The sequence below is a fragment of the Massilia sp. TS11 genome, from assembly GCF_022012445.1.
In the GTDB taxonomy this organism is placed as follows: domain Bacteria; phylum Pseudomonadota; class Gammaproteobacteria; order Burkholderiales; family Burkholderiaceae_D; genus Telluria.
Genome location: NZ_JAKLTS010000004.1, coordinates 203,521 through 228,254 on the forward strand (window position 1 = coordinate 203,521; position 24,734 = coordinate 228,254).

Annotated in this window: 16 protein-coding genes; 3 read left to right on the plus strand and 13 right to left on the minus strand. The window is 67.3% G+C overall.

Annotated features, from left to right (window positions below; genetic code table 11):
* Positions 1 to 133: 133 nt before the first annotated feature.
* The 7 genes from LZ005_RS08150 to galT all read right to left on the minus strand — a co-directional run bounded on the left by LZ005_RS08150 (position 134) and on the right by galT (position 11,204).
* Positions 134 to 2,374, minus strand: coding sequence for a GNVR domain-containing protein (locus tag LZ005_RS08150; protein ID WP_237806514.1), 2,241 nt, complete (start codon positions 2,372 to 2,374; stop codon positions 134 to 136).
* Between the two features lie 11 nt (positions 2,375 to 2,385).
* Entirely contained in the window at positions 2,386 to 3,447 is a 1,062-nt protein-coding gene (locus LZ005_RS08155) for a polysaccharide biosynthesis/export family protein (RefSeq protein ID WP_237806516.1), read from the minus strand.
* A gap of 102 nt (positions 3,448 to 3,549) precedes the next feature.
* On the minus strand, positions 3,550 to 4,548 hold the full coding sequence (gene galE / locus LZ005_RS08160; RefSeq protein ID WP_237806518.1) for a UDP-glucose 4-epimerase GalE: 999 nt from the start codon (positions 4,546 to 4,548) through the stop codon (positions 3,550 to 3,552).
* A complete protein-coding gene (locus LZ005_RS08165) occupies positions 4,545 to 7,139 on the minus strand; it encodes an FAD-dependent oxidoreductase (RefSeq protein WP_237806520.1) in 2,595 nt (864 codons plus the stop codon). The genes galE and LZ005_RS08165 overlap by 4 nt, the downstream gene beginning before the upstream one ends.
* An 84-nt stretch (positions 7,140 to 7,223) precedes the next feature.
* Positions 7,224 to 9,038, minus strand: a complete 1,815-nt coding sequence (locus LZ005_RS08170) for a glycoside hydrolase family 2 protein (protein WP_237806521.1) — start codon at positions 9,036 to 9,038, stop codon at positions 7,224 to 7,226.
* On the minus strand, positions 9,025 to 10,116 hold the full coding sequence (gene galK / locus LZ005_RS08175; RefSeq protein ID WP_237806523.1) for a galactokinase: 1,092 nt from the start codon (positions 10,114 to 10,116) through the stop codon (positions 9,025 to 9,027). Before galK ends, LZ005_RS08170 begins: the two co-directional genes overlap by 14 nt.
* Positions 10,113 to 11,204, minus strand: coding sequence for a galactose-1-phosphate uridylyltransferase (galT, locus tag LZ005_RS08180; protein WP_237806525.1), 1,092 nt, complete (start codon positions 11,202 to 11,204; stop codon positions 10,113 to 10,115). Before galT ends, galK begins: the two co-directional genes overlap by 4 nt.
* A gap of 299 nt (positions 11,205 to 11,503) precedes the next feature.
* Here galT and LZ005_RS08185 point away from each other — a divergent pair, with 299 nt between their 5' ends.
* Complete coding sequence (locus LZ005_RS08185; protein WP_237806527.1) at positions 11,504 to 12,967, plus strand: ATP-dependent DNA helicase RecQ; 1,464 nt, start codon at positions 11,504 to 11,506, stop codon at positions 12,965 to 12,967.
* Here LZ005_RS08185 and LZ005_RS08190 read toward each other — a convergent pair.
* Positions 12,964 to 15,303, minus strand: coding sequence for a methyl-accepting chemotaxis protein (locus LZ005_RS08190; protein WP_237806529.1), 2,340 nt, complete (start codon positions 15,301 to 15,303; stop codon positions 12,964 to 12,966). The two genes, LZ005_RS08185 and LZ005_RS08190, sit on opposite strands and share 4 nt — an antisense overlap.
* A 336-nt stretch (positions 15,304 to 15,639) precedes the next feature.
* Between LZ005_RS08190 and LZ005_RS08195 the strand changes: the two genes are divergently transcribed.
* Both LZ005_RS08195 and LZ005_RS08200 read left to right on the plus strand, forming a co-directional pair.
* Positions 15,640 to 16,092: a YciI family protein gene (locus tag LZ005_RS08195; protein ID WP_237806531.1), complete on the plus strand. Its 453-nt coding sequence runs from the start codon at positions 15,640 to 15,642 to the stop codon at positions 16,090 to 16,092.
* A 9-nt stretch (positions 16,093 to 16,101) separates the two neighbouring features.
* A complete protein-coding gene (locus tag LZ005_RS08200; protein WP_237806533.1) occupies positions 16,102 to 17,229 on the plus strand; it encodes a branched-chain amino acid ABC transporter substrate-binding protein in 1,128 nt (375 codons plus the stop codon).
* 3 nt (positions 17,230 to 17,232) lie between these two features.
* On the opposite strand, the gene LZ005_RS08205 is transcribed toward LZ005_RS08200, so the two are convergent.
* The 5 genes from LZ005_RS08205 to LZ005_RS08225 all read right to left on the minus strand — a co-directional run bounded on the left by LZ005_RS08205 (position 17,233) and on the right by LZ005_RS08225 (position 24,701).
* Complete coding sequence (locus LZ005_RS08205) at positions 17,233 to 20,325, minus strand: DUF748 domain-containing protein (protein ID WP_237806535.1); 3,093 nt, start codon at positions 20,323 to 20,325, stop codon at positions 17,233 to 17,235.
* 18 nt (positions 20,326 to 20,343) lie between these two features.
* Positions 20,344 to 20,913, minus strand: coding sequence for a glycine zipper 2TM domain-containing protein (locus LZ005_RS08210; protein WP_237806537.1), 570 nt, complete (start codon positions 20,911 to 20,913; stop codon positions 20,344 to 20,346).
* A gap of 173 nt (positions 20,914 to 21,086) precedes the next feature.
* Positions 21,087 to 22,505, minus strand: coding sequence for a M20/M25/M40 family metallo-hydrolase (locus tag LZ005_RS08215; protein WP_237806539.1), 1,419 nt, complete (start codon positions 22,503 to 22,505; stop codon positions 21,087 to 21,089).
* 79 nt (positions 22,506 to 22,584) lie between these two features.
* A complete protein-coding gene (locus tag LZ005_RS08220) occupies positions 22,585 to 23,688 on the minus strand; it encodes a sorbosone dehydrogenase family protein (RefSeq protein ID WP_237806541.1) in 1,104 nt (367 codons plus the stop codon).
* 8 nt (positions 23,689 to 23,696) lie between these two features.
* Positions 23,697 to 24,701, minus strand: coding sequence for a phytanoyl-CoA dioxygenase family protein (locus tag LZ005_RS08225; RefSeq protein ID WP_237806543.1), 1,005 nt, complete (start codon positions 24,699 to 24,701; stop codon positions 23,697 to 23,699).
* Positions 24,702 to 24,734: the final 33 nt, after the last annotated feature.

Here is a 24,734-nt window from a genome sequence, read left to right on the forward strand (position 1 = left end):
GTACCTTGCTCTTTGGTGATTCAGAGCAAGGTTTGACTCGAGGAAACTTCCAAAGTTCAATGCTTTTGGAAAAAAAATTCCTGCAGGATTTAAGTCCTGCAGGAATTGTTTAACAGCCGGGAACGTTCAGGATTCAGGCCGCTTGCCAGGCCAGGCGCAGCGGACCGGCCGGCGGCGGCGGCGCCGGCGTGTCGTTCAGAATAATCCCATGCGGCAGCACGCCCGCCTGGTTCAGGCGCTGCACGGCAGCGCGCACCTGGCCCGGCGCGCTGTGGCCGGCCCGCGCCAGCAGGAACACGGCCGCCGCATGGCGCGCCAGCACCAGGGCATCGGCGCGCGTCATCACCGGCGGGGCCAGCACGAGCACCAGATCATAGTGGGCGTCGAGCTCACGCACGAGCTCGCCAAAGCGGGCGTCGAGCGGTCCGTCGGCCAGGCTCGGCAGCGCTGCACCGCTGGGCAGCAAGTCGAGACCTTCGCGCACCTGGCGGCAGACTGCCTGGCCCGGCGGCAGATTGCCGCCGAGGACTTCGGTCAGGCCGGGCACCGGGTCCATGCCGAACACCTGATGCAGGCGGCCGCCGCGCACATCGGCGTCGATCAGCAACACGCGCTGGCCACTGGCCGCCGCCAGACTGGCCAGATTGGCCAGCACAAAATGCAGGCCGGCGCCCGCATGCAGGCCGCTGATGCAGACCACATGGTTGCGGCAGTGGGGCATGGCGTGGCGCAAGGCCGTGCGCAGGGCGCGCAGGCTTTCCACGGCCGGATCGTCGGGCGCGGCCTGCGACAGCAGCGGCAGGCGCGGCCGGCCCTGGCGCGTGCGCCGCTGTTCAACCTGGCTGTGCGGAATGCTCGCGTACACGAGGCCGGCGCCGAGCACGGCGTCGAGCTGTTCGGGATCGTCGATGCGGACCTGCACGGCGCGCCGCAACAGGGCCAGGATGGCGCCCAGGAAGAGCCCGCTCAGGGTGGCCAGGGCCAGCACCAGCGGGCGGTTCGGGCGCACCGGTTTTTCCGCCTCGACCGGGGCGTCGACCAGGCGCACATTGCTGACCTGCCCGGCCGACAGCAGGCGCAGCTGCTGGGCCGTGTTGAGCAGCGCTGTATACAACTCCTGGCTGACCTTGACCTCGCGCGCCAGCCGGGCCTCTTCCTGTTCAAGCATCGGCAGGGCGCGGATCTGGGCCTCCTGCTGGGTGAGCTCGTTCTGGGCTTCGCGCAATTGCGCATTCACGGCGGCCAGCTGCGGGTGGGCATCGGTGAAGCGCCCGAGCAACTCGAGGCGCTTGAGCTGAAGCTCACTGCGGCGCGCCTTGGCCTGATTGGCCCGCTCCAGACTCAGGCGCACTTCCTCGCCGACATTGACGGTGCCGTGGCTGCTGCGGAACTGGTTATAGCTGGCCTCGGCCCGCTCGAGCTGGCTTTTCAGCGCCGGCAATTGCTGATCGAGAAAGGCCAGCGTATTGCCCGCGTCCTCGGTCTTGCGGGCCAGATGCTGCCGCAGGTATTCGCGCGCCACGTGGTCGAGCGTGGCGGTCACGCGTTCCGGATCATAGCCCTGCAGCTTCACCTCGATCACGCCCGATTGCTTGCCCTGCTCGCTGATGGCCAGGCCCTGCTGCAAGGCGGCGATGGCACGCGCACGGCTCTGCTTGCGCAAGTAGAAACTCGTGCCCGGGCGCGCGCGCAGACTGGCCACGCGCAATTGCAGGCCACCGCTGTCGAGCTGGGCGCGCGCCTCCTCGCCCACCCGGCCGCTGAGCAGGCGCGGCGCGCCCGGCATGCTCAGGACCCAACGGCCCTGCTCGCCGACGTGCAGCTCAAATACCTGATCCTGCAGCGCGGCCGGCACCTCGAATTCGGCCACCTTGATCTGCTCGCCGCCCCAGGCGTACTGGCCCAGCAGACCGAGGGGCGGCGCGGCCAGCGTATCGCGCGCGCTGCGCTCGCCGAGCAGGAAGCGCCCGAGCGGGAAGCTGCGCGGCTCGGCGGCGATGTGGAGACGCAAACGGTCGACTGCCGGGCCGAGCACGAGGCGCGAACGCAGCACTTCCATCTCGGCGATTGCGGCCTTCTTGGTGTCGAACAGCGAGGAGACATCGGTGACGATATTGCGCGCCGCATTCGGCCGCTCTTCTTCCACATGGATCAGCAGGTTCGACTCATACACGGGACGCGCGGCCAGACAGTAGAGACCAGCGCCGAGCGCGCAGACCAGGGCGGCACCGAGCACGAGGCGGCGCGCGCGCCAGATCCAGTCGACATACTGCTGCCAGCCGGCCTCGGCATGCGGGGATGGCGGCAGCGGCGGCGCCACCGGCGCAGCGCCTGCGGCATTGGGCAAGGCATAGGGGGCGGGATGAAATTGCATGCTGGCCTCGCTCAGGGTTTGGCGGCGCTGACGGCCGCGGACAAGGCGCCCGGGAACACCAGGCTGATGGCACGGTGCCAGTTGGCCAGCGGCGAGGCGGCCACATACACGACATCGCGGGCTTCGAGTTCGAACTGCTCGGCCAGGGCCAGGGCCTCGGCCGCGCGCGCATCGAGGCGGTAGACGCGCGCCTTGCCCCCCTCCTGGCGCACCACATACACCTGGCTGGCGTCACCGGTCTGGGGATTGATGCCGCCGACCTCGCCGAGCGCCTCGTTCAGGGTCAGGCGGCCGGCGCGCATATTGAGTGCACGCGGCGCCAGCACCTCGCCGGCCACGAACACCCGGTTGTCCTCGCGCGGCGGCACATGCAAGACGTCGTTCGGCAACAGCAGCAGACGCCCGGCCGCCGTCTGGCGCACCAGATCGAGCGGATAGCGCTGCGTGCCGCGTTCCAGACTGACGCGGCTGGCGTCGGCCTCGGGCAGCAGGCCGCCGGCGCGCTGGACGGCCTCCTGGACCGTCATCGGCACATCGTCGAGGGTTTGCAGACCGGGCTGGCGCACCTGGCCGTCCACATACACGCGCTTGCTGCGGTAGGCCTGGACCCGCACGGTGATGCGCGGCTCGCGCAGCACGCGCGACAGGCGCTGGCCGAGTTCCTGGCGCAGTTGCTCGACCGTCAGGCCAGCCGCGGGCACGCTGCCTGCATACGGAAACTGCAGCCGCCCCTCGCCATCGATGGCAAAGCCCGGCGCCGGGGTCGAGATGCCGGCCGCCTGGGCTGTCACGGGCAGGTCCTGCGAATTCGGGGGCAGCAGCTCCGGATGGTCCCAGACGGCGATGGCGAGAATATCACCGGGCCCTAATGTATACGGCGCCTGGGCCGCCGCCGTCAGATTGGGGGGCAAGGCGCCCGGATGCTGGTAGGCGGCACGCTGGCGCGCCACCAGGCTGGTATTGATGGGGACGGGTTCCTCCATGGTCTGCTGCCCGGCGCCCATGGGCAGGCGCATACTGCAGGCAGTGAGCAGGAACAGCGCGGAAACAGCAACAACGAACAGTCTGGCCATAGTCACCTCGTCAGGAAAATGGGGGGAGATTGCACGGCCGGCAACCCGGCAAGCTTAGGGCGCGCCCGCCCTGCTACGTTTGCGCTGGCGCAAATGCGCCGATCAGTGTCCCGGTTGACCTCCTTGCTTCTGCTCCCAGGCCCAGGCGTGGGCAATGATGGCGTCGATATCCGGCCAGCGCGGCGCCCAGCCGAGCGTGGCGCGCGCCAGACGCGACTCGGCCACCAGGATCGGCGGATCGCCGGGCCGGCGCGGACCGATCGTGACGGGCACCGGCCGCCCGGTCACGCGGCGCACGGCGGCCAGCACTTCGCGGTTCGAATAGCCGGCGCCATTGCCCAGATTGAAACGGGCACTGGCGCCGCCGCCTTCCAGATAGCGCAAGGCCAGCAGATGGGCCTCGCACAGGTCGCTCACATGGATGTAGTCGCGCACGCAGGTGCCGTCCGGCGTCGGATAGTCGTCACCGAACAGACTCAGGCTCGCGCGCCGGCCGCTGGCCACTTGCAGCAGCAGCGGAATCAGATGGGTTTCCGGGCTGTGGCGCTCGCCCAGCTGGCCTTCCGGATCGGCCCCGGCCGCATTGAAATAGCGCAGGCAGACGCTGCGCAGCCCGTGCGCGCTGCTGGCATCGGCCAGCACCTGCTCGACCATCCACTTGCTGCGCCCGTAGGGATTGATCGGCGCGGCCGGATGCGCCTCGTCGATCGGCGTGTACTGGGGCGCGCCGAAGATCGCCGCGGTCGAGGAAAAGATGAAAGACTGCACGCCATGGGCGAGCGCCGCTTCGAGCAGGGTGATGGTCGCGCCCAGGTTGTTCGCATAGTATTTGAGCGGCCGCTGCACCGATTCGCCGACCTGGATATCGCCGGCAAAATGCATGATGGCCGCGACCGGGCAGGCCTGGAACAGGGTGTCGAGCACGGCGCGCGAGCCGGCCGGCCCGGCCACCAGCACGCCGGCCGGCACGGCGTCGCGGTGGCCGGCGCCCAGATCATCGAGCACCACCACCTGGTAGCCGGCCTGCAGCAGGCACTTGACCATGTGCGAGCCGATATAGCCGGCGCCACCGACCACCAGCACGCGCTTGTCTGCACTCATAGCTCCACCTTGGCCGGCGTGGGCGCGGCATGCAAGGCGCTGCGCACCTGCTGGGCCGCGCGGCGCCCGGCCAGGAAGGCGTGGTCGGAGTTGTAATACTCCCATTCGCTGTAGCGCCCGGCCAGCGTGATATCGAAGTCGGCCAGCCAGCTGCGGATGGTGGCCACATTGGCCGCGCGCTGGTGGTCGTAGAGCACATAGGCATACGGCATATCGAGCTCGACACTGGCCCAGACCGGATCATCACGCCCGAACATGCCGACGCGAATGCAATCGTCGATGCACCGCTGGATCAGCTCCGCCCCTTCGCAAGGCAAGGGCTTGGTCGGCGAATACGAAATCTCGCAGGTCAGGCCGAAGCCACCCGGGGCATTGCAGTCGGGGCTGGCATTGCCCTGCAAAAAGATGCGATGGAAGATCGTGTCTTCGGGGTAGTAAATCCAGTGCTTGTCGCTCAAGTGCGGCCGTCCGATGCCGAGGTGGACGCAGCGCACCGAGATATGGCGCAGGCCCTCGGCGGCGGCGCGCACGGCCGGCGGCGCGGCGCTGCCGATGCGGCGGACCAGTTCAGGCAAGGGCATCGTACTGAGCAGCTGGCGGTAATGGATGCGGCGCCCGTCGGCCAGCACCAGGCAGTGTTCGCGCGGCAGCACGCGCGCCACTTCGGCCTTGGTCATGAGCTTGCCGCGGATATGCGGCAGGAAGCCCGACACCAGCGCCTGGAAGCCGCCGCGGCGCGGGTAGCCGAAGCGCGCATTTGGCCCCATCGGCCGCGGCACCGGCGACAGCGCGCCCTCGATGATGGCGTCCAGATCGGGCAGGGGCACACGCCCGCCGAGCCACGAGGTTTCCATCTCGGCCAGGGGCACGGTCCACAGTTTCTGGTTGTAGGGCACGGCGAAATGGCGCGCAATGCCGGCGCCCCAGACCTCGTAGATGAATTGCTCGAAATTGCTGGTCGTGCGCAGCTGGGCGCTGCTGCCCGCATTGGCGGTGTCGGCCGTCCCATCGGCGCAGCAGTCATCGACCTGGCCCGGCGCACAGGCCGGCGCGGTGCCGCGGCGCCCGTAGCGCGCCTCGATGGCGCCGACGATGCACTCCTTGATGACGCCCGGCGGCAGCCCGTACAGGGCGGCCTGGAAGGGGTAGCGCGTGTACACCTGCTTGCTGTAGACCCAGGCTTCGCGGTCCTGCCAATGCTGGTTGTCACCGAGCAGGATCTGGTAGAGCTCGAGCACATAGGGGTCGTTCGAGAACATGATGTGGCCGGCATGGTCGAAGGTGAAGCCCGCCTGCTGGACCGAACGGCACCAGCCGCCGACCTCGGCCTCGCGTTCGAGCAACAGCGTGTCCGGCCCCAGATGATAGGCGGCCGACAGTCCGGTCGGACCGGCGCCGATGATGGCGCAGGCCACCTCGCTGCCCTTGGCATGGGCCGGCCGCACGGCCGGCGCGCTGGCGGCCGCATCGGGGACAGCGCCCAGGGCCTGGATGCGCCGCCCCGGCGTCGTATGCGCCATCAGCTGGACCATGCGCGCGGCCGTCGCTTCCCAGGACGTGGCGGCCACGCGCGCGCGCATGCGCGTCACCAGTGCGGCGCGCGCCTCGGCCGGCAAGGCCAGGGCCGCACGGCAGGCGTCGATAAAGGCGGCGTGATGCGGCGCCACCGCCACCAGTTCGCCATACGGTTCGGCCACATCACGAATGGCCGTACTGACGATGGGCCGCTCGGCCGCCATGTACTCGAGCACCTTGGTCGGACTGATGAAGCGCGTCGCCTCGTTCAGCGCGAACGGCAGCAGACAGACATCCCAGCCGGCCAGGAAGGCGGGCAGATCGGCGTAGTCGCGCTGGCCCAGGTAGTGCAGATTCGGGCGGCGCGGCAGACTGGCGGGGTCGATCTTGACGACCGGACCGACCAGCACCACCTCCCAATTGGTGTCGGCATCGGCCAGGGCCGCCAGCAGAGCGAGGTCGCAGCGCTCGTCGATGACGCCGAAGAAGCCCAGGCGCGGATGCGGCAGGCCAGCCTGGTCCGGATGCTCGCGCAGGCTGAGCGCACGGCCGAAATGGGCCGCGTCGACGCTGCTGGGGAAGCAATGCGCCTGCGGGTGGCGCGCGCGCTTGGCCTCGTACAGGCTGGGGCCGCCGGCGAACACCAGATCGGCCACCTTCAGCAGCGCCGTCTCGCGCTGCAGCAGCTGCTTGGGCGCGTTCTTAAAGGCCGACAGCTCGTCCATGCAATCGTAGACGACCAGGCCCGGATCGAGGCCCGCCAGCAGCGGCAGGGCCATCGGCGTGTACAGACAGACCAGCGGATGTTCGCCGCGCGGCACCAAATCGGTCAGCAGCTGCTGCAGCACCGGGATCTGGTCATCATGGAAACCGGCAGCCTGCACCGGCGTATGCGGCTGGCACACGGTCAGGTTGGGGATCGGCGTGGCGATCTGGAGAAAGGGGGTGCCCGGACTGTAGACCGGCTCCTCGACGAACAGCACGCGATAGGTGCGGGCCAGGGCCGTCATCAGATGTTGCGGACGCTGGTAGACAAAGTCCCAGCGCAGATGGCAGAACACAACGAGAGTTTGCATGGGGTCTCCTTTTGCCCAGACGGGCGCAGACAGATCGGCAGTCGGCGGCGCCGCTGCCACGGCAGGGGTGATCGAGCATCGGGCTTAGCTGCTGTCCCCTCCTCTTTCCGGACACGCGGCCGGTGGCTGTGGCAACAGCACCGCATTGCGCGTGGCCGCATTCAATAAATCGAGTGGCACCTTGGGTTCGCGCGTGGCCGTCAACAGGCCATTCGATTCCTGGAAGGTGTCGGCGAACTGGGTGTAGCAAAAGCCGCTGAACATCTGGGTGCGGCTGACGACGGCCAGCAGCTCGCGGTAATGGGCGAGCAATTCCTCGCTCGAACGCGCGCGCGCATAGCCCCAGGTGGCGCCGTCGTCGGCCGCCTCGGGATCGAAGGCGATGCCGCCGAATTCGGTCAGCACGACCGGCTGGCCGCGGTGCGGGAAACCGTCGAGCGTCAGGATGCGTCCGCCCGGGCGGCGTTGCTCGAACAGCGTGCGCACCGGGTCGGTCACCTCGTAGCGCGCGCCCAGGCGTTCGGGGTCGTTGTCGTAGTCGTGGATGCCGAGGATGTCGGTGGCCGAGGCCTCCCAGCCATCGTTGCCGATCACGGGCCGGGTCGAGTCGAGCGTCTTGGTCAGGTGATACAGCGCCTCGACGGCATTGCGGTGCGCCTGCATCGCCGTCAGATTCGGCACGCCCCAGGACTCATTGAACGGCACCCAGACGATGACGCAGGGATGGCTGTAATCGCGCTCGATGGCTTCGGTCCACTCGCGCACCATGCGCGTGATGGCGCGCGCGCTGAAGCGGTAGGCCGAGGGCATTTCTTCCCACACCAGCAGGCCGAGGCGGTCGGCCCAGTACAGGTAGCGCGGGTCTTCGATCTTCTGGTGCTTGCGCACGCCATTGAAGCCCATCGCCTTGGCCAGCTCGACATCGCGGCGCAGGGCCGCGTCGGACGGGGCCGTCATCAGACTGTCCGGCCAGTAACCCTGGTCGAGCACCAGCCGCATCGGGTAAGGCCGGCCATTGAGCATGAAGCGGTCGCGGTTGATGGCCGTCGAGCGCAGCGCCGTGTAGGAGCGCACCGTATCGAGCACGCGCTCGCGGTGGCGCAGGGTCAGCTCGGCCTCCAGCAGCGTCGGCCGCTCCGGGCTCCACAGCAATTCATTGCGCGAGTCGTCGATGCCCGGGTCGGCCAGCGCGATCTTGCGGTTGGCCTCCTGGCCCATCAGCATGTACAAGTCGTCCGCCATCTGGGTGTCGCCATGCCAGATGCGCACCTCGACCGAGAGCTCGGTATCGATATCGCCGACCGCATGGATTTCGCAGCCGATCTCAAAACCTTCGAAGATCGGGGTCCAGCGCAGGCTGGCGATATAGGTCGAAGCGACCCGCTCGATCCAGACCGTCTGCCAGATGCCGGTCGTGCGCGGATACCAGATCGCATGCGGCTCGGGCAGCCAGTCCTGCTTGCCGCGCGGCTTGCCCAGGTCCTGCGGGTCGTCGAGCACCTGCACCACCACCACCTGCTGCGGGCGCGGTCCGAGCGCATTCGTGATATCGGCGCTGAACGGCGTATGACCACCCTCGTGCTCGGCCACCAGCCAGCCATTGACCCAGACCCGGGCCGCATAGTCGACCGCGCCAAAATGCAGCAGCACCCTGCCCTGCTCTTCCTTGACGCAATCGAATTCGCGCCGGTACCAGCAACTGCGGTGAAAGCCCTGGTCGCCGATGCCGCTGGCCGCCGACTCCGGGCAGAACGGCACCTCGATCGTGTGCGTCCAGGCGATCGGATCGGTCGGCAGGTGGTAGGCCAGGGCCTCGTCGAAGGCGAACTGCCAGGGCCCGTTCAGGCATTGCCAGTGATCGCGCACCAGTTGCGGGCGTGGGTACTCAAATTGGCTCATCGTCACCTCGCTGTGGTTCAGGAATCAGGACGCGCGCGGCGCCGCCATTGGCATTGAAGGCCGCCACCACCTGCGCGCCGGTCCGGGCCGCCTGACCGGCCGCGCACAGGGCCACGCAGGCCCCGCCAAAACCGGCCCCGGTCAGGCGCGCGCCGTACACGCCGGGCTCGGCGCGCAGCAGACTGGTCAGCGCGTCGAGGGCCGGGTGCGACACCGCGAAGTCATCGCGCAGACTGGCATGGGAGGCGTTCATCAGGGCGCCGAAGCGGGCCGCATCGACCCCGTCGGCGGCCGCAAGCACGCGCGCGTTTTCGCTGAGGACATGGCGCGCGCGGCTGCGATAGGGTTCGGGCAGCTGGTCGACCAGGCTGGCATCGGCCACATCGCGCAGGCTGTCCACGCCGAGCAGGCGGGCGGCCTGCTGGCATTCGCCGCGGCGCTGGTTGTAATGGCTGGCGGCCAGACTGCGCGCGACGCCGGAATCGATGACGATCACGCTGCTGGCCGGCGGCAGGGGAATCGGGCGCCAGGCCAGGCTGCGCGCATCGATCAGCAGCGGATGCTGGTCGTCGCCGAGGCTGGCGGCCATCTGGTCGAGGATGCCGCACTGCACGCCGGCAAAGCGGATCTCGGCCTGCTGCGCCAGCTGGGCCAGGCGCAGCGGATCGAGCGGAAACTGGCACCAGTTGCACAGGGCGCGCAGGGTGGCCACTTCCAGCGCCGCGCTGCTCGACAGGCCGGCCCCGAGCGGCACGCGCGAGCGCACATAGATCCGCAGCGGCGGCACGCTGGCGCCCGCCTCGGCCAGCACGCGCATGCAGCCATCGAGATAGCGGCCGAAGCCGGGCCCGGGCGCCGTCTGCGGACCGAACACCAGGCTGTGGTCGAGGTTGCTGGAATACGCATGGTGGCGCCCGTCCTCGCTGGGCGCCAGCGCCACCTCGGTGCGCTGGGGCGTGGCCAGCGGCAGCATGAAGCCCTCGTTGTAGTCGGTATGCTCGCCCAGCAGATTGACGCGCCCGGGCGCCGAGGCCCAGACCGCGGGGGCGCCGCCGAGAAAGGCTTCGGGGCGCATCATGCCAGCTCCAGCGTGACATCCACGGCCTGCAGTTCGGCGGCCGTGGTTTCGGGCAGGGTGTCCATCGCGAAGGCGCCGGCGCCCAGTTCGGTGCCGGCCAGGTATTTCAGGCGCTCGCGGCTGCGGTAAGGCGGATAGAACTCGGCATGCAGCTGGGATTCCGGATGGGGCGCGCCGTCGCACGGCGCCTGGTACCAGACCATCAGATAGGGGAAGGGACGCTGCCACAAGCGCTCATACTTGAGCAGCACGGTTTTGAGGGCGCGCGCCAGATCGGCGCGCTGGTCGGCGCGCAGGGCGTCGAGCGAAGGCACCGGGCTCAGCGGCGTTATCCAGACTTCATACGGATAGCGCGCCCAGGCCGGGACGAAGGCCAGCGCATGCGGCCCCGCATACAGCACGCGCGTGCCCTCGGCGCGCTCGCGCAGGGCGAGCTCATGCAACAGGTTGCCGCCACGCTCGGCATAGAACTGGCGTTCGGTCTCGAGCATGCGCGCCGGCACCGGCGGCACGAACGGATAGCCGTACAGCTGCCCATGCGGATGGTGGAGCGTGACGCCGACTTCGGCGCCGCGGTTTTCAAACGGCAGCACGTAGCGGATCTGCCCGCCCTCGGCCAGGCGGCGTGTGCGCTCGGCCCAGACGGCCAGCAGCAGCTCGATGTGCGACAGCGGCAGCTGGCACAGGGCCGACGCCGGGTCCTGGGTGAACACCACGACCTCGCATTGGCCCTGGGCCGGCGCGCTCGGCACCACGCAGGGCGGCGGGTCATGCGCGGCCAGCGAGAGCGCCGGAAAGCGGTTGTCGAACACGGCGATGTCGTAGTCGCCCTGGGGCAGCTCGGTCGGCCAGGCCGGGTCGCGCGTGACGGCCAGCGGATTGAATTCCGGCGGCGGCAGAAAGGTGCGGTCCTGGCGCGCCGGCGAATAGATGACCCACTCGGCGCGCAGCGGATGCCAGCGCAGGTGCGGATTGGCCTGCAGCGGCTGGGCAAACGGGCTGGGCGCGGGGCCCGCCGCCGTGATCGGCGCGCGGCTATACAGCGTCAGGCGCCGACCATCGGGCTTGGTCATTTCCAGGCTGTGCATAGGGCGATCCTCGGGTAAAGCGCCACGCGGCGGCGTGACCGGGAACCGATCCTAGCATGGTGATTTGACTAATTTTGCCAATTATGCATCGCAATTTTTCCTGCTGAAATCGGCGGCATCGCGCACGCCCAGCCGTCTCAGAGAGAAGCGCACGCCTGCTGTTTTCCGCCTGTTTAGAACGTAGGCGCAGACCCACACCAAGACACAAACAGCTCCTACATCCGGACCGACAAACCTGGAAGGACAAGGCCCGGGACGCGGCCTACAGTGTGAGTAACGCCGCCCCGCACTGGACCGCTATGCCGATCGATCGCCGCCATCTTCAGCAACGCCGCCTGCTGCGCGAGGTGTTCGGCATTACCCATCTGCGGCCCGGCCAGCAGCAGGTGATCGACGCCGTGCTGGCCGGCCAGGACACGCTGGCCATCATGCCCACCGGGGCCGGCAAATCCCTGTGCTACCAGCTGCCGTCGCTGCTGCTGCCCGGACTCACGGTCGTGGTCTCGCCCCTCATCGCGCTGATGAAAGACCAGGTCGACCATCTGCAGGCGCGCGGCTTGGCCGTGCTGCAGCTGCATAGCCAGCTCACGGCCGAGGAAGCGCAGTCGGCCCTGGCCGCCGTCGGCCAGCTGGCGCGCGCTATTTTGTTCTGCACGCCCGAGCGCCTGGCCTCGCCCGGCTTCGTCGCCCACTTGCGCCAGGCGCGCGTGGCCCTGGTCGTCATCGACGAAGCGCATTGCATTGCCCAATGGGGCCATGACTTCCGTCCCGCCTATCTGGAACTGGCGGCCGCCATCGACGCCCTGCACCGCCCGCCCGTGTTGGCCCTGACCGCCACCGCCACCGAGGCCGTGGTGGCCGACATCCGCCACCAGCTCGAACGTCCGGACCTGCAGCTGATCCACAGCGGCGTCTACCGCGCCCGGCTCGACTACGGCGTGCGCCAGGTCACCAGCGAGGACGACAAGCAGGCAGCCGTGCGCGCGCTGCTCGCTCAGCATCAGGGCGCCGGCATCATCTACACGGCCACGATCAAGGCCGCCGCTACGCTGCACGCGCAATTGCTGGCCGAAGGACATGATTGCGGTCTCTACCATGGCAAGCTGCGCGCGGCCGAGCGCCATGCGAGCCAGGACGCCTTCATGGCCGGCCAGCGCCGCCTGATGATCGCCACCAATGCGTTCGGCATGGGTGTGGATAAGCCCGATATCCGCTTCGTGCTGCATCTGCAGGTGCCCGCCAGTCTCGACGCCTACTATCAGGAATCGGGGCGCGCCGGGCGCGATGGCGAAGCGGCCTGTGCCACGCTGCTCTACCTGCATGCGGACAAGCGCATCCAGCAGTTCCTGCTGGCCCACCACTACCCGGCCGCCCAGGAACTGCGCGCCGTGTACGAGGCATTGCAGCAGCTAGCGCCCGATGGTCCCGTCAGTGCGCATCGCCTGCGCGGCATGCTGGATCTGGGCCAGACCAATCTGCGCGTCAGTCTGCGCCTGCTGAAAGAAGCCGGCCTGCTGCGCCAGAACCGCCACCTGGCCTATCTGCCGGCCGCCGCGCGCGCGCCGCCGGCGCATTTCGTCCAGCTGGCCCAAGCCTATGCCGACAAGCAGGAGCGCGACCGCGCCAATCTGGAGGCAATGGTCGCCTACGCCCACAGCGCGCGCTGCCGCTGGTCAGTGCTGCTCGAACACTATGAGGAACTGCCGGCGCCGGGCTGGCGTTGCGGCCATTGCGATAATTGCCGCCACCCGCCCGCCGCTTAGCTGGAGCGATACACGCCACAGCCAATCACCGTGCTCGCGTGGATGCGCACGATGAAGGAGGTTTTGTGCTCGATCTTGCCGGTGACCGGGTTCGGGATGTCGTAGTCAACCCAGCCCGAATGACCTTCGCCGATGGCAAACGCCTCGTCCACGAGCTTGGCCGCGTTCAGGCCCGGCACGTCGAACAGCGAGCGGCCGACCCGCTCCGGCTTGCCGGCAAAGGCCGTGTAGGCGCCCTGGCGGTTGAACGCGAACACATACATGTCGCGGTCGGCAAAGCGCTTGCCGGGGTCATCGGTAATGGCGCGCAAGGCGCCCTGGCCCTGCTCGCGCACCAGGGCCGCGGCCTGCTGCACAAGCTGGCGCGCCTCTTCGGCCACGCCCTGGCGCAGCTGGAAGTGTTCGACCGCTTCACTGAGCTTGTCGGCCCGATTCTCAAGTCCGCTGGCCGAGGCATGCGCGCGTTCGACCATGGCGCCGTTCTGCTGGGTCAGTTCATCGATCTGGGCCATCGCTGCGGCCACCTGGGCCAAGGCCGTGCTCTGCGATGCGGTCGCCTCCGACATGGCGCCCATGTGCTCGGCCACCGAGCCGATGCTGTTCACCACATCGTCCATCAGATGCTTGAGCTGGCCGATGTGGGCCACGCCCTGGCCGATCTGGCTGGCCGACTGGTCGATGAGGCGTTTGATATCCTGCGCCGCCCCGGCGCTGCGCTGGGCCAGCTGGCGCACCTCGCCCGCCACCACGGCAAAGCCACGTCCCTGTTCGCCCGCGCGTGCGGCCTCGACCGCAGCATTCAGCGACAGCAGATTGGTCTGGAACGCGATGCCGTCGATCAGGCTGATGATGTCTTTCACCTTGCGCGAATCGGATTCGATGCCATGCATGACATCCACGGCACCCTGCATGACCTCGGCGCTGCGCGCCACCACGGCCTTGGCCTCGCCCGCCAAACCGTCGACGCGGCGCGCCGTGGCCGCGTTGGCGTCCACCGTTTCCGACAGGTCGGCCAGGCTGGCCGTGGTCTGCTGGACGGCGGCGGCCTGTTGTTCGGTGCGGCGCGCCAGGTCGCCGGTGTCGGCCGTCAGGTTCTGCCCGGCCTGCGACACCATGCTCGCGCTATTGCGGATATCGGCGACCAGGGCCGAGATGCTGCCGCCCATTTTGTCGAGCACGCCGAGAATCTCATCCATCTCATCCTGGGTTTTGCGCGCCCCGCCCTCGCCCGGCGTCAGGTCGCCGGCGGCGAAGCGGCCCAGCTCGTGGCGCACGAGACCGAGGGCGCGCATGAAGTCGAAATAGAAGCCGGCCATCAGATACAGGCTCAGCACCATCAAGACCAGCACCAGCAGCACATACAGGCGGAAATGGCGATCAGCCGCGTCGCTGCGCGCCTCCAGCACCTGCTCCATCGCCTGCAGGGTCTCGCTCTGCAGCGTTTGCAGCTTCTTCAAGACATCGCTGCCCTGGGCGAAATAAGCGCCCGCATCACCGGCGACCATATCGGCCAGGGCCTGGCTGCGCGTGAGCGCCCCAAACTGCTGGGCTGCGGCGAGCGCGGCCGGCCAACTGGCAGGCTGCACTCCGCCTTCGCGCAACAGCGAGGCGAGCGTGGTTTCGCTGGCCCGGGCGGCGGCCGCGGCCGCATCGAGGGCGGTGCGCAGGCTGGCGCGCTGCTGCAGCGTCGCTTCGCCGGCCGCCAGCACGCCGCTGCCCACGCCACGCATCTGCGCGACCTGTTCCTGCCAGGGCAGCAGGCGCTCAACGGCGAGCACCGCCAGAAAATGGGGCATCGGTTCCGGTTCCAGCAGGATGCCCGAGCGTTCGCCGATGTGCAGACTCATGCTTTGTACGGCTTCGATCAGCCGCGTGTGCTGGGCAAAGGCGGCGCCCGCCTCGCTGACGACCTGTCCGGCCGCCAGCTGGCGCGCGGCGCCGCGCACCTCGTCCCAGCGGGTGCTCAGGTCCCAGGGCTTGCCGCCCTCCAGCACGGCCTCGGCTGCTTCGAGCGCTTGCGTCAGTTCGGCGCGCGTCCCCTGCAGTTTGGCCTCGGCCGATTTATCGCCATGCAGCAGTGCATTGGTCTGGCCGCGGTGGGTCTGCAGGCTGGCGGCCAGGGCAAATAAGGGGGGCAAAGCGCGGCTGCCGCGCAACTCCGCGTGGGCCGCATCGACCACGCGTTTTTCCTGCCACAGAGTTTGCAGCGTGAAGAAGCCGAGCGGCGCAAGGGTCAACAGGGCAAGCAAGGCAAGTTTGCCTGGCAGGCGTAGGCGATGCATCAAAAGCGAAGCCGGGCGCATCACGCGCGCCATGCTGTCTCCGAAGTGGCTCATGCCATCTCCTTATCACCGGTCGCTACTCCGGTTCAGGCCGCCCGCAAACGGACAGCAGCGTATTTGGGACCACCCACGCCGAGTCTAGCGGGAACGATAAAAATCCATCGCACCATTCCGGCCGAGTAAGCCACCTGCCCTTCCGCCTAGGATCGGGGCGAAAGGCTTTTGATGCCGAGTTTTGCTCTAATGTTGATTCTGCGCAATATAATGCTGGGGGTCAAGAAAACCCGCGTGCGCAATGCGTCTTTTAGGCAAGATCACCACAGTTCTGGTGAACTTGACATTATTCGAGCATCGTTCACACTGCCTCATTCCCCTTTTTCGGAGACTGCTATGCGCCTGCTGTCCGCCTTGCTCACCGCCAGTCTGCTGCTGTCCGCCGCGCCCACGCTGGCGCAGGACCTGCCCACCTATGACGAAGTCCTGGCGCGCCAGACCGGGGCCGACGAGCGCGGCATGCGCGGCTATGTGTTCGTGGTGCTGAAAACCGGGCCCAACAAAGTGCCGGCCGGTCCCGAGCGCGACGAGATGTTCAAAGGCCATTTCGCCAACATCAATCGCCTCGCCAAGGAAGGCAAGCTGGTCCTGGCCGGGCCCTACGACGGCGTCGATGGCTGGCGCGGCATGTTCATCTTCGCGGTGAACAGCATCGATGAAGCCAAGGCCCTGGTCAGCACCGACCCGGTCGTGATCAAGGGCGAAATGCTGCCCGAATTCCACAAATACTATGGCTCGGCCGCGCTCATGCTGGTCAATGGCCTGCACGAAAAACTGCAAAAGAAATAAAGGAAGTCCATGCGTCCCTCCATCGCCCTCGCCCTGCTCGCCCTCAGTCTGCCCGCCTTCGCCCAGCAGGAGGTGCGGATCGGCAGCGTATTCCCCGTCTCCGGTCCCAGCGCCCACCTCGGCAAGGATACGGAAAACGGCGCCCGGCTCGCCATCGAAGACTTGAACGCCAGCGGCTTCAGCGTGCGCGGCCAGAAGATCAAATGGGTGCTCTTGGCCGAGGACGATGGCGGCGAGCCCAAGCAAGGCACGGCCGCCGCGCAGAAGCTGGTGGACGCCAAGGTGGCCGGCGTCATCGGCCACCTCAATTCCGGCACCACCCTGCCCGCCTCCAAGATCTACCATGCGGCCGGGATTCCCCAGATCACGCCCTCGGCCACGGCCCCGACTTACACGCGCCAGGGTTTCAACACGAGCTTCCGGCTGGTGGTGAACGACAACAAGGTCGGCAGCATCCTCGGCCGTTACGCAGCCCAGACCATGAAGGCCAAGTGCGTCGCCATCATCGACGACCGCACTGCCTTCGGCCAGGGCCTCGCTGACGAATTTGCCAAAGGCTGGAAGGCGGCCGGCGGCGGCGAGATCGTCAGCCGCCAGTTCACCAATGACAAGGCGAGCGACTTTTCAGCGATCCTGACGCAGATCCGCGCCAAGCAGCCCGATCTGATTTTCTTCGGCGGCATGGACGCCGTCGGCGGCCCGATGATCAAGCAGATGCGTGCGCTCGGCCTGCGCCTGCCCTTCATGGGCGGCGACGGTCTGTGTTCCGAAAAACTGCCGCACCTGGCGGCTGATGGCCTGGCCGACGATCAGGTCATCTGCGCCGTGGCCGGCGGCGTCACCGGCGCCCAGGAAGATGGCATGAACCGCTTCGTGGCGCGCTACGAAAAGCGCTATGGCATTCCGCTGCAGACCTATGCGCCCTATTCCTACGATGGCGTGATGTTGCTGGCCAACGCCATGCAGAAGGCCGGCTCGACCGACCCGGCCGTCTACCTGAAGGAACTGGCGCGCATCAAATACACGGGCGTTACCGGGCAGATCAGCTTCGATGCTTATGGCGACCTCAACGATGGCGCCATGACGCTCTACACCTACCGCAAAGGGAAGCTGACCAAGCTGTCGGTCGTGCGCTGAGACTTACTGGCGCGGCGCCGCGCCCAGCACGAGTTTGAGCGGAATATCGCGTCCCTCGGTGGTGCTCAGTTCGGGCGCGCCGACCAGCACGCGCGCCGCAGCCGCGCCCGCCGCCTCGAGGGCAGCGCGCAACTGGCGCGCCCTTTCCTCGGCCAGGGCGCGCAGGGCCGCGTCGTCCACATCCTCGCGCGCCAGCAGGCGCTCGGCCAGGCGCGCATGGAAGTCGGCGCCCTGCCAGGAGGCCAGTTCCGCCGCGCTGAACTGCGGCGTCTTGGTGAACAGGCCGGCCAGGCGCGACATCATCTTGCCCGCCACGCCCTCATCCGTCTTGCCCGGATTGGCCTGGCGGTAGGCCGCCTTCAGCGTGGCCAGCTCGGCCGCGCCGAACCGCTCGGCATACAGGGCTTCAATCGCCACCTGGATCGCCGGCGTCTGCGTCGACAGCGGCCCCGGGTCTTCGTCGCCAGCCAGACTCAGGCCCGCCTTGAGCGCGATGGCGCGGCGCAGGCGGCTGTCGCGCAGGGCCGCGCGGTCGGCCTCGGCATACACGCCGTGCATGGTCAGCACCAGTCCCGGCCGCTTGTCGAGCATGCCCACGAGACGCAGCAGCTTCTCGCGCTCGGGCGGCGTCAACGCGGCTGCGCCCGGCTCGAAGGCGATCTTTTCGAACGTCTCATGCGCGCCGAACAGGGCGCCCAGGGCGCGGAATGGGGCCGTCACCAGCTTGCCGACCACATTCCGGATCGCCTTCCAGACCAGGCTGCCATAGCTGAATTCCGGATCGTCGAGGCTGCCTGAAACCGGCAGCCCAAGGTCGATCCGCCCGTCCGCATCTTCCAGCAAAGCGATCGCCAGATCGAGCGGCAGGTCCTTGGCGCTGGCACTGTCGACCCGGCTGCCGAGCACCAGCCGGTCCATCACGATCTTGTTGTCGCCTTCGAGCTGACGCTGCTTGATGCGGTATTCGAGGTCGAGCGAGAGCTTGCCGGAGTCGATCTTGCGGCCGGCAAAAGTGGCCGAGTACGGCGTCAGGCGCGTCATCTCCACATTGCGGAACACCACCTTCAGATCCATGAAGGCTGCCGGATTCATCAGATCGAGCTGGCCGACCGCGCGCGCCAGACCAAACTCATCGACCTGGCCATCGAGCTCGACCTGGCCCGGCACACCGCGCCGCGTCGACAGGCCGTTGATGCTGCCATTGAGCTTGTGAATGCGCGTACCGAAGGGCAAGGCCAGCGACAGATCGGCGAAATCCATTTCGCCATCGATCAGACGCAACCGGTCTATCGACACCGGAAACACCGGTGCCGCCGTGGCTGCGGCCGGGGCCGGGGCCGCCGTCCCCGCGTGGCGGAAAATGCGGCTCACATTGACCGAGCGGTCCTTTGCGATCACGAGCGAGGTATCGAGGCCCTCCACGCTCAGTTCGCGAATGGCCAGCGCCCGGGTCGAAGCGTCCAGGCTGCGCGTACCCAGCTTGCGGAAGGACACCACCGTATCGCCGCTGTCGGCATCCTGCAGATTCAGGTCGCGCAGCGCAAAGCCGCCGCGGAAGCTGGCCCCGCCCTGCCCCAGCTGCGCGCGTCCCTCACCCGACATGGCGCCGCCGGCAAAGCGCAGGCGCGCCACCTTGCTCAGGTAAGGCTGGGCCGGGGCCAGGGCCAGATCGCTGAGTTTCAGGTCGAGGTCGGCCAGGCCGCTGGCCGGCGCCACCGAGCCCTTGGCCTGCAACGTCCCGCCCGAGCGCACATGCACGGCCAGTTGCAGCGGCAGTGCGCGCGTTAAATCGGTGCTGAGTTTCGCCAGCGAGAAATCGATATCGTCGAGCTGGAAAGCGGCGGCCGGGCTCACCGTCTCGTCACGGAAGTCGGCCACGAAGTCGGCCAGTTCCAGCTTGTCGAGCGCCACTTGCCAGGCCGGACCGGCACTGGCCTTGCCGCCCTTGGGCCCGGCCGTGCTGCGCAGGGCCTCGACCACGTCGACACGGCCGCGCGCATCGCGCACCCCGTGCAGCTTGCCACCGCGCAGCAGCAGCCGCCCCATGTCGACGCGCTGCTTGCCCAAGGCCAGCTGGGCATCCTCGAGCCGCGCCTCGGCCAGCTCGAGCAAATTCATCGGCGCGCCGCCGGCCTGCGGCAGATCGACCAGATTGCCGCTCAACACCAGCTGCCCGAGCTTGAGCTGCTGGCTGGCCAGGTCGTACTGTCCGCCCTTGAGCGCCAGTTCGGCGATATCGAATACCGGCATGCCGGGCCGGTCCGGTTCGATGCGCAGGCCGCGTACGCCCAGCTGCACAGCCTCGGTGCGCAGCGCGAATCCCTTGGCCCGCTGGGCGAGGTGCAGATCGCCCGCCAGATTCAGCTGCCCCTTGGCCAGCGTGACCGGCAGCAGCGGATCGAGATAGGGCCGCAGTCCCGCAAGGTTCAGATGATCGAGTTGCAGATGGCCATTCAGGCTCAGCGGTTGCAGGCCGAACTGGCCGCGCCATTGCAGGCGCGCGCCATCGCCCGTGCTGGCTGCCAGTTGGTAGCGCCCGGGGCCGCTGCTCAGGGTCGACACCTGATACAGCGCCAGGTCGAGCGGCATGATCTTCAGCGCATACTGGCTGGCCGCATCCGCAAACGCCAGCCGGCCGCCGGCGAGCACCAGGCTCTGGATCTCCAGGCGCGGCAGGGGCGTATCGGGCGCCGACGGGGGAGAGCTCAGGGCCGCGATCAGCGGCGCCCAGTTGAATTTGCCAGCGCGGTCGAGCGCCAGTTCCGCCTGCAGGCCTTCGATGCGCACGGCGTCGCAGACGAGCGCGCGCTGGTGCAGGCTGGAAGCAGACAGATCGATGCTAAGCAGCGGCACCGACAGCAGGCGCTTGCCATCCGGTTCGCTCAGCACAACATCGCGCAGATCCAGGCGCAGCGCGCCCCAGTCAATCTGCGGCCGGGCCATCCGCAGATGGTGGCCCGACTTTTCAGCGATATATTTTTCGGCTTGGGATTGTATGAATCCTGGCAAGGCCTGCCAGGCCAGGAGCAGCAGCGCACCGCTCACGCCCAGCAGCGTGAGGGCGAGCGCTTTCAGCGAGGGACGACGCAGCCGCATGCCTGGCCGTCGCCGCGCTTAGCGACGGACGATGCTGTTACCCGACAGTTTGACGCCGTTGCCAGCAGCAAAGCCCGGATCGTGGTCGAAGCTGAAATTGCGCTCTTCGCCCGCATCCATCTTCACCTTCACCACCCAGATCTTGGTGGCTTTCATGTTTTCTTCGACCTTGCGGCCAGCATAGGCGCCGCCAGCGGCACCGGCGATGGTGGCCAGGGTCTTGCCGTTGCCGCCGCCAACCTGATTGCCGAGCAGCGCACCGGCGACACCGCCGCCAATCGTGCCGAGGGCGCCGGCCTCGCCCTTCTTCTCTTCGACGTGGACCGACAGCACCTTGCCGCAATCGGCGCAGACGGCGCCGGCCGTGGCCGGGGCGGCCTTCAGCGCGGCCAGTGCGGACTCGTATTCCGCCTTGGCATCACGCAGACATTGCATGCGCGTGCTCGAGGTCTTTTCCTCGGCGCACAGCTTCTTGTCGGATTCGTAGCGCGCCGCAGCTTCCTTGCTCGATTGCGGAGCAACCGGGGTCGTGGCGGCGAAAGCTTGGCTGCCCACCAGCAGCAACATCAGGAGCGATTGACGAGTCATGGCGATGTCCTTACAAGAAAGATTTTCCAGACTCAATTATAGGCCGAACGTCACACGTACTTGAACACTATTGGTTATTCGAGAACTCGGCGACCAATTTCAAATCGTGCTCGGCCACCCCGCTCACGAACGGCCAAGCCAGCAGGCTGGACCGTCCCAAGTTGCTCCGATGCTCAGGGCGCCGCGGCGTAGGTGTTCACCAGCTGATACAGGAACTCGCGCCCCTGCAGCAGCGACTGCACGCCGATGTATTCGTTCAGGCCGTGTGCATTGGCCAGGTCGGGCCCAATGAAGAAGCCGCTGATGCCATAGGTCGGAATCCCGGCCGCATTCAGGAACTGGCCGTCGGTCGCGCCCGATTGCAGCACGGGCAGCACCGGCACGCCGGGCCAGGTCTTGGCCATCAGTGCCTGCACCGGTCCCAGAATCTTGCTGCTGAGGACAGGCGGCGGCGAGCTCTTGCCGCGGATTTCCAGGGTTTCCACCTTCACCTGCGGGTCGCCGATCAGCTTCACCAGAGTCTGGCGTACGGCCTCCTGCTCCACCCCGGGGAAGATGCGGCAATTGATGTTGGCACGGGCGCGCTGCGGCAGCGCATTGGTGGCGTGGCCGGCCTCCAGCGTCGTGGCCACGCAGGTGGTGCGCAGCATCGCGGCCCAGCTCGGGTCGCGCGCCGAGATCAGCTCCGCCGCCTTTGCATCGGCCGGATTCTTCAGCAGCGCTTCCATCGCATTCGCCACATCCGCATGCCCGGCGGCACGCTGCAGCTTGGCCATGCCTGCCAGATAGCCGCGGCTGCCGTCGGCCAGCTGCACCGGGAAGCGATAGGCTTCGATCTTCTTCAGCGCGCCCGCCAGATGGTAGATTGCATTGTCCGGCAGGGGCCGCGAGCTGTGGCCGCCGCGATTGGTCACTTCCAGACGGTAGTTCTGCGTCGTCTTTTCGCCGGCCTGCACCGTCATCGACACGCGCTTGCCGCTGGCATCGAGTTCACCCCAGGCGCCTTCGTTGATGGCGAACTCCGCGTCGATCAGCGCGCGCCGGTTTTCGGTCAGCCATTTGGCACCGTTGAAGGCGCCATTCGTTTCTTCGCCACAGGTCAGCGCCACCTTCACCGTGCGACGCGGCACGATGCCTTCGCGCTTCATGCGGATCAGACTGTCGACCCATACGGCGGCCTGGGCCTTGTCGTCGCTAGCGCCGCGCGCGTAGAAGTTGCCGTTCTCTTCCACCAGCACGAAGGGGTCGCGCGTCCAGTCTTCGCGCTTGGCCTCGACCACGTCGATATGGGCCAGCAGCAGCATCGGCCGGATCTTCGGATCACTGCCTTGCAGCACGGCGACGAGTCCACCCTCTTTCGGATGGGCCGGATCGGCAAACAGATGCAGGTCCGCTTCCGGCAGGCCGGCCGCCTTCAGGCGCGCCGCCATGCGCTCGGCGGCCAGGGTGCAGCTGCCGGCCGACAAGGTGGTATTCGTCTCGACCAGCTCTTTGTAAAGACTGCGAAATTCCGCTTCGCCCGGATAAGCGGCGCTCTGCGCCTGGGCGGAAAAACTGACTAAGAGGGAGAGCAGCAGGACAGGCAGGCGCATGAGAACTCCGGTCGGGTGAAGGAATCGGAGCAGTATGTTTCTCCTACGCAGGAGTGTCAATCGCTGTCCCGCCCTTCACTCAACGCGCCGCGCCCGAATAGCTGATGCGGTAGATGGCGCCGGCGAAGTCATCGGCCACCAGCAGCGAGCCATCGGGCAGCATCTGGACATCGGCCGGACGGCCCCACGGCGCTTCGCCCTGCAGCCAGCCGGTGGCAAACGGGGTGTAGGACACCGCCTTGCCATCGTTCAGTTTCACCAGGCTGATCCGGTAGCCGACTTTCTTCGAACGGTTCCAGGAACCATGCTCGGCGATAAAGACCTGGCCCTTGTACTCGGCCGGGAACTGGTTGCCCGTGTAAAAGCGCATCCCGAGCGCGGCCACATGTGCCCCCAGGGTCTGCACCGGCGGCACAAATTCCTTGCAGCTGCGCTTGGCGCCGAAGTCCGGGTCGGCAATCGTGCCCGCATGGCAGTAGGGATAGCCGAAATGCTGGCCCGGCTTGCTCAGGCGGTTCAGCTCGTCGGGCGGCAGATCGTCGCCCAGCATGTCGCGCCCGTTGTCGGTGAACCACAGCTCATTGTTTGCCGGGTCCCAGTCGAAGCCGACGGTATTGCGCACGCCGCGCGCCACCACTTCCGTGTTCGAGCCATCGGCCCGCATGCGCAGAATATTGGCGTACTTGTCCGGATCGGGTTCGCAGATATTGCAGGGCGCGCCGACCGGCACATACAGCAGGCCATCCGGCCCGAAGCGGATGAAGCGCCAGCCGTGGTGCTTCTCCTTGGGCAGATCGGCGCGGATCACGGTCGGCTTGGGCGGGTTCTTCAATTGCGTGTCGATGACGTCCAGGCGCAGCAGACGCTCCACCGCCGACACGTACAAATTGCCGTCGCGGTAGGCCACGCCGACCGGCATGTTCAAGCCGCTGGCCAGCACATGCAGGGTGCCCGCGCGGTACTGGGCGTCGAGCTCCAGCCCATACACCTTGCCCTCGCCCATCGATCCGATGTAGAGCACGTTATTCTTGCCCAGCGCCATAGCCCGTGCATTCGGCACGCGCGCCAGCAGTTCAATCTTGAAACCCGGCGGCAGCTGAATCTGATTGAGCGGCAAGTCAGCCGCCAAAGCGCTGGCCGCCAGCCAACAGGCGCCGACAAAGGCGATCACAGTCTTACGCATGCTTCCTCCTAACGGAACAAACGCTTCACTTTTTTGACAATGGCATTGTCGATCTTATCGAGCACCAGCGGCGCCGCCGAGGCCGCACGCGGATAAGGCAGGCGGTCTTCCTCTTCGGGACAGATCGGATCCTGATACACGAGGCCGCCATTGATCGCATACCCGAACGGCGCGCGGCGCGGCGCACGGCGGTCGGACGGATAGGCCGTCTGGCTCGAATAATGGGTCACATAGCTTTTGCGCGTCAGGGCCGGGTTGTTGACCACCGAGCCGCCATGCACGAGCGCCGCATGCCAGAAGAAGACATCGCCCTTCTTCGGATAGAACACCTCGCGCTGCAGGCCCGCGGCTGCGCATTTCTCTTCCAGGAAGCGGGCGAACTCCTGCTCATTACGCGGGCAGCCGGGCGTCATCAGAATGCCCTCGCCCCAATCGAACTTCTCCAGCCGGTGCGAGCCCGGGTAATAAAACAGCGGCCCCGCATCGGGATGCACGTCTTCCAGCGCGATCCAGGTGGCGGCCAGATGGCTGGGGATGCGCGACTGCACATAGGGGAAATCCTGATGTGTACCCTGCTCCGTGCTGTGTTTGAAACTGAGCGACTGCATGGCCACCACCGTATCCTGAAACACGTGCTGCAGGAAGCCGACGATGCGCGGATGCAGCGACAACTGCTTCCCCGCCTGCGACAGATTGTGCAGGTCCATGATGCGCAGGTGGTGCTGGGCGAAGGCCTCGGGCGGCAGATCGCAGGCCTGGCGCACACCATAGCCCTCCACCAGCATGCGCACGCGCGTGCGCTCCGGCTGAGACAGCACGCTCTCCATATCCTCCAGGTAGGCGTCGATCAGGGCGTGGTCGATCAGACCGGGCATGCGGATGAAGCCAAATTTCACCCAATGCGCAAGCAAGGCTTCCAGTGCGGGGTCGCCCTGGGCGCGCGCGTAGGCGGCGACGTCCGGGTTGGCGCGGTCCAGCCAGGGCAAGGTATCGGGCACGAAGTCGAGCGGCATACGTCCTCAGGAAAAGGGGGATCGAAAGCCGGA

Bases quoted from the DNA above. Each gene is read 5' to 3' on its own strand.
- LZ005_RS08195 (WP_237806531.1), top strand. From the start codon at position 15,640: ATGCGCCTGCTGTCCGCCTTGCTCACCGCCAGTCTGCTGCTGTCCGCC.
- galT (WP_237806525.1), bottom strand. From the start codon at position 11,204: ATGCACAGCCTGGAAATGACCAAGCCCGATGGTCGGCGCCTGACGCTG.
- galK (WP_237806523.1), bottom strand. From the start codon at position 10,116: ATGATGCGCCCCGAAGCCTTTCTCGGCGGCGCCCCCGCGGTCTGGGCC.
- LZ005_RS08165 (WP_237806520.1), bottom strand. From the start codon at position 7,139: ATGCAAACTCTCGTTGTGTTCTGCCATCTGCGCTGGGACTTTGTCTAC.
- LZ005_RS08220 (WP_237806541.1), bottom strand. From the start codon at position 23,688: ATGCGTAAGACTGTGATCGCCTTTGTCGGCGCCTGTTGGCTGGCGGCC.
- LZ005_RS08215 (WP_237806539.1), bottom strand. From the start codon at position 22,505: ATGCGCCTGCCTGTCCTGCTGCTCTCCCTCTTAGTCAGTTTTTCCGCC.
- LZ005_RS08200 (WP_237806533.1), top strand. From the start codon at position 16,102: ATGCGTCCCTCCATCGCCCTCGCCCTGCTCGCCCTCAGTCTGCCCGCC.
- LZ005_RS08210 (WP_237806537.1), bottom strand. From the start codon at position 20,913: ATGACTCGTCAATCGCTCCTGATGTTGCTGCTGGTGGGCAGCCAAGCT.
- LZ005_RS08150 (WP_237806514.1), bottom strand. From the start codon at position 2,374: ATGCAATTTCATCCCGCCCCCTATGCCTTGCCCAATGCCGCAGGCGCT.
- LZ005_RS08225 (WP_237806543.1), bottom strand. From the start codon at position 24,701: ATGCCGCTCGACTTCGTGCCCGATACCTTGCCCTGGCTGGACCGCGCC.
- LZ005_RS08155 (WP_237806516.1), bottom strand. From the start codon at position 3,447: ATGGCCAGACTGTTCGTTGTTGCTGTTTCCGCGCTGTTCCTGCTCACT.
- galE (WP_237806518.1), bottom strand. From the start codon at position 4,548: ATGAGTGCAGACAAGCGCGTGCTGGTGGTCGGTGGCGCCGGCTATATC.
- LZ005_RS08185 (WP_237806527.1), top strand. From the start codon at position 11,504: ATGCCGATCGATCGCCGCCATCTTCAGCAACGCCGCCTGCTGCGCGAG.
- LZ005_RS08170 (WP_237806521.1), bottom strand. From the start codon at position 9,038: ATGAGCCAATTTGAGTACCCACGCCCGCAACTGGTGCGCGATCACTGG.
- LZ005_RS08190 (WP_237806529.1), bottom strand. From the start codon at position 15,303: ATGAGCCACTTCGGAGACAGCATGGCGCGCGTGATGCGCCCGGCTTCG.
- LZ005_RS08205 (WP_237806535.1), bottom strand. From the start codon at position 20,325: ATGCGGCTGCGTCGTCCCTCGCTGAAAGCGCTCGCCCTCACGCTGCTG.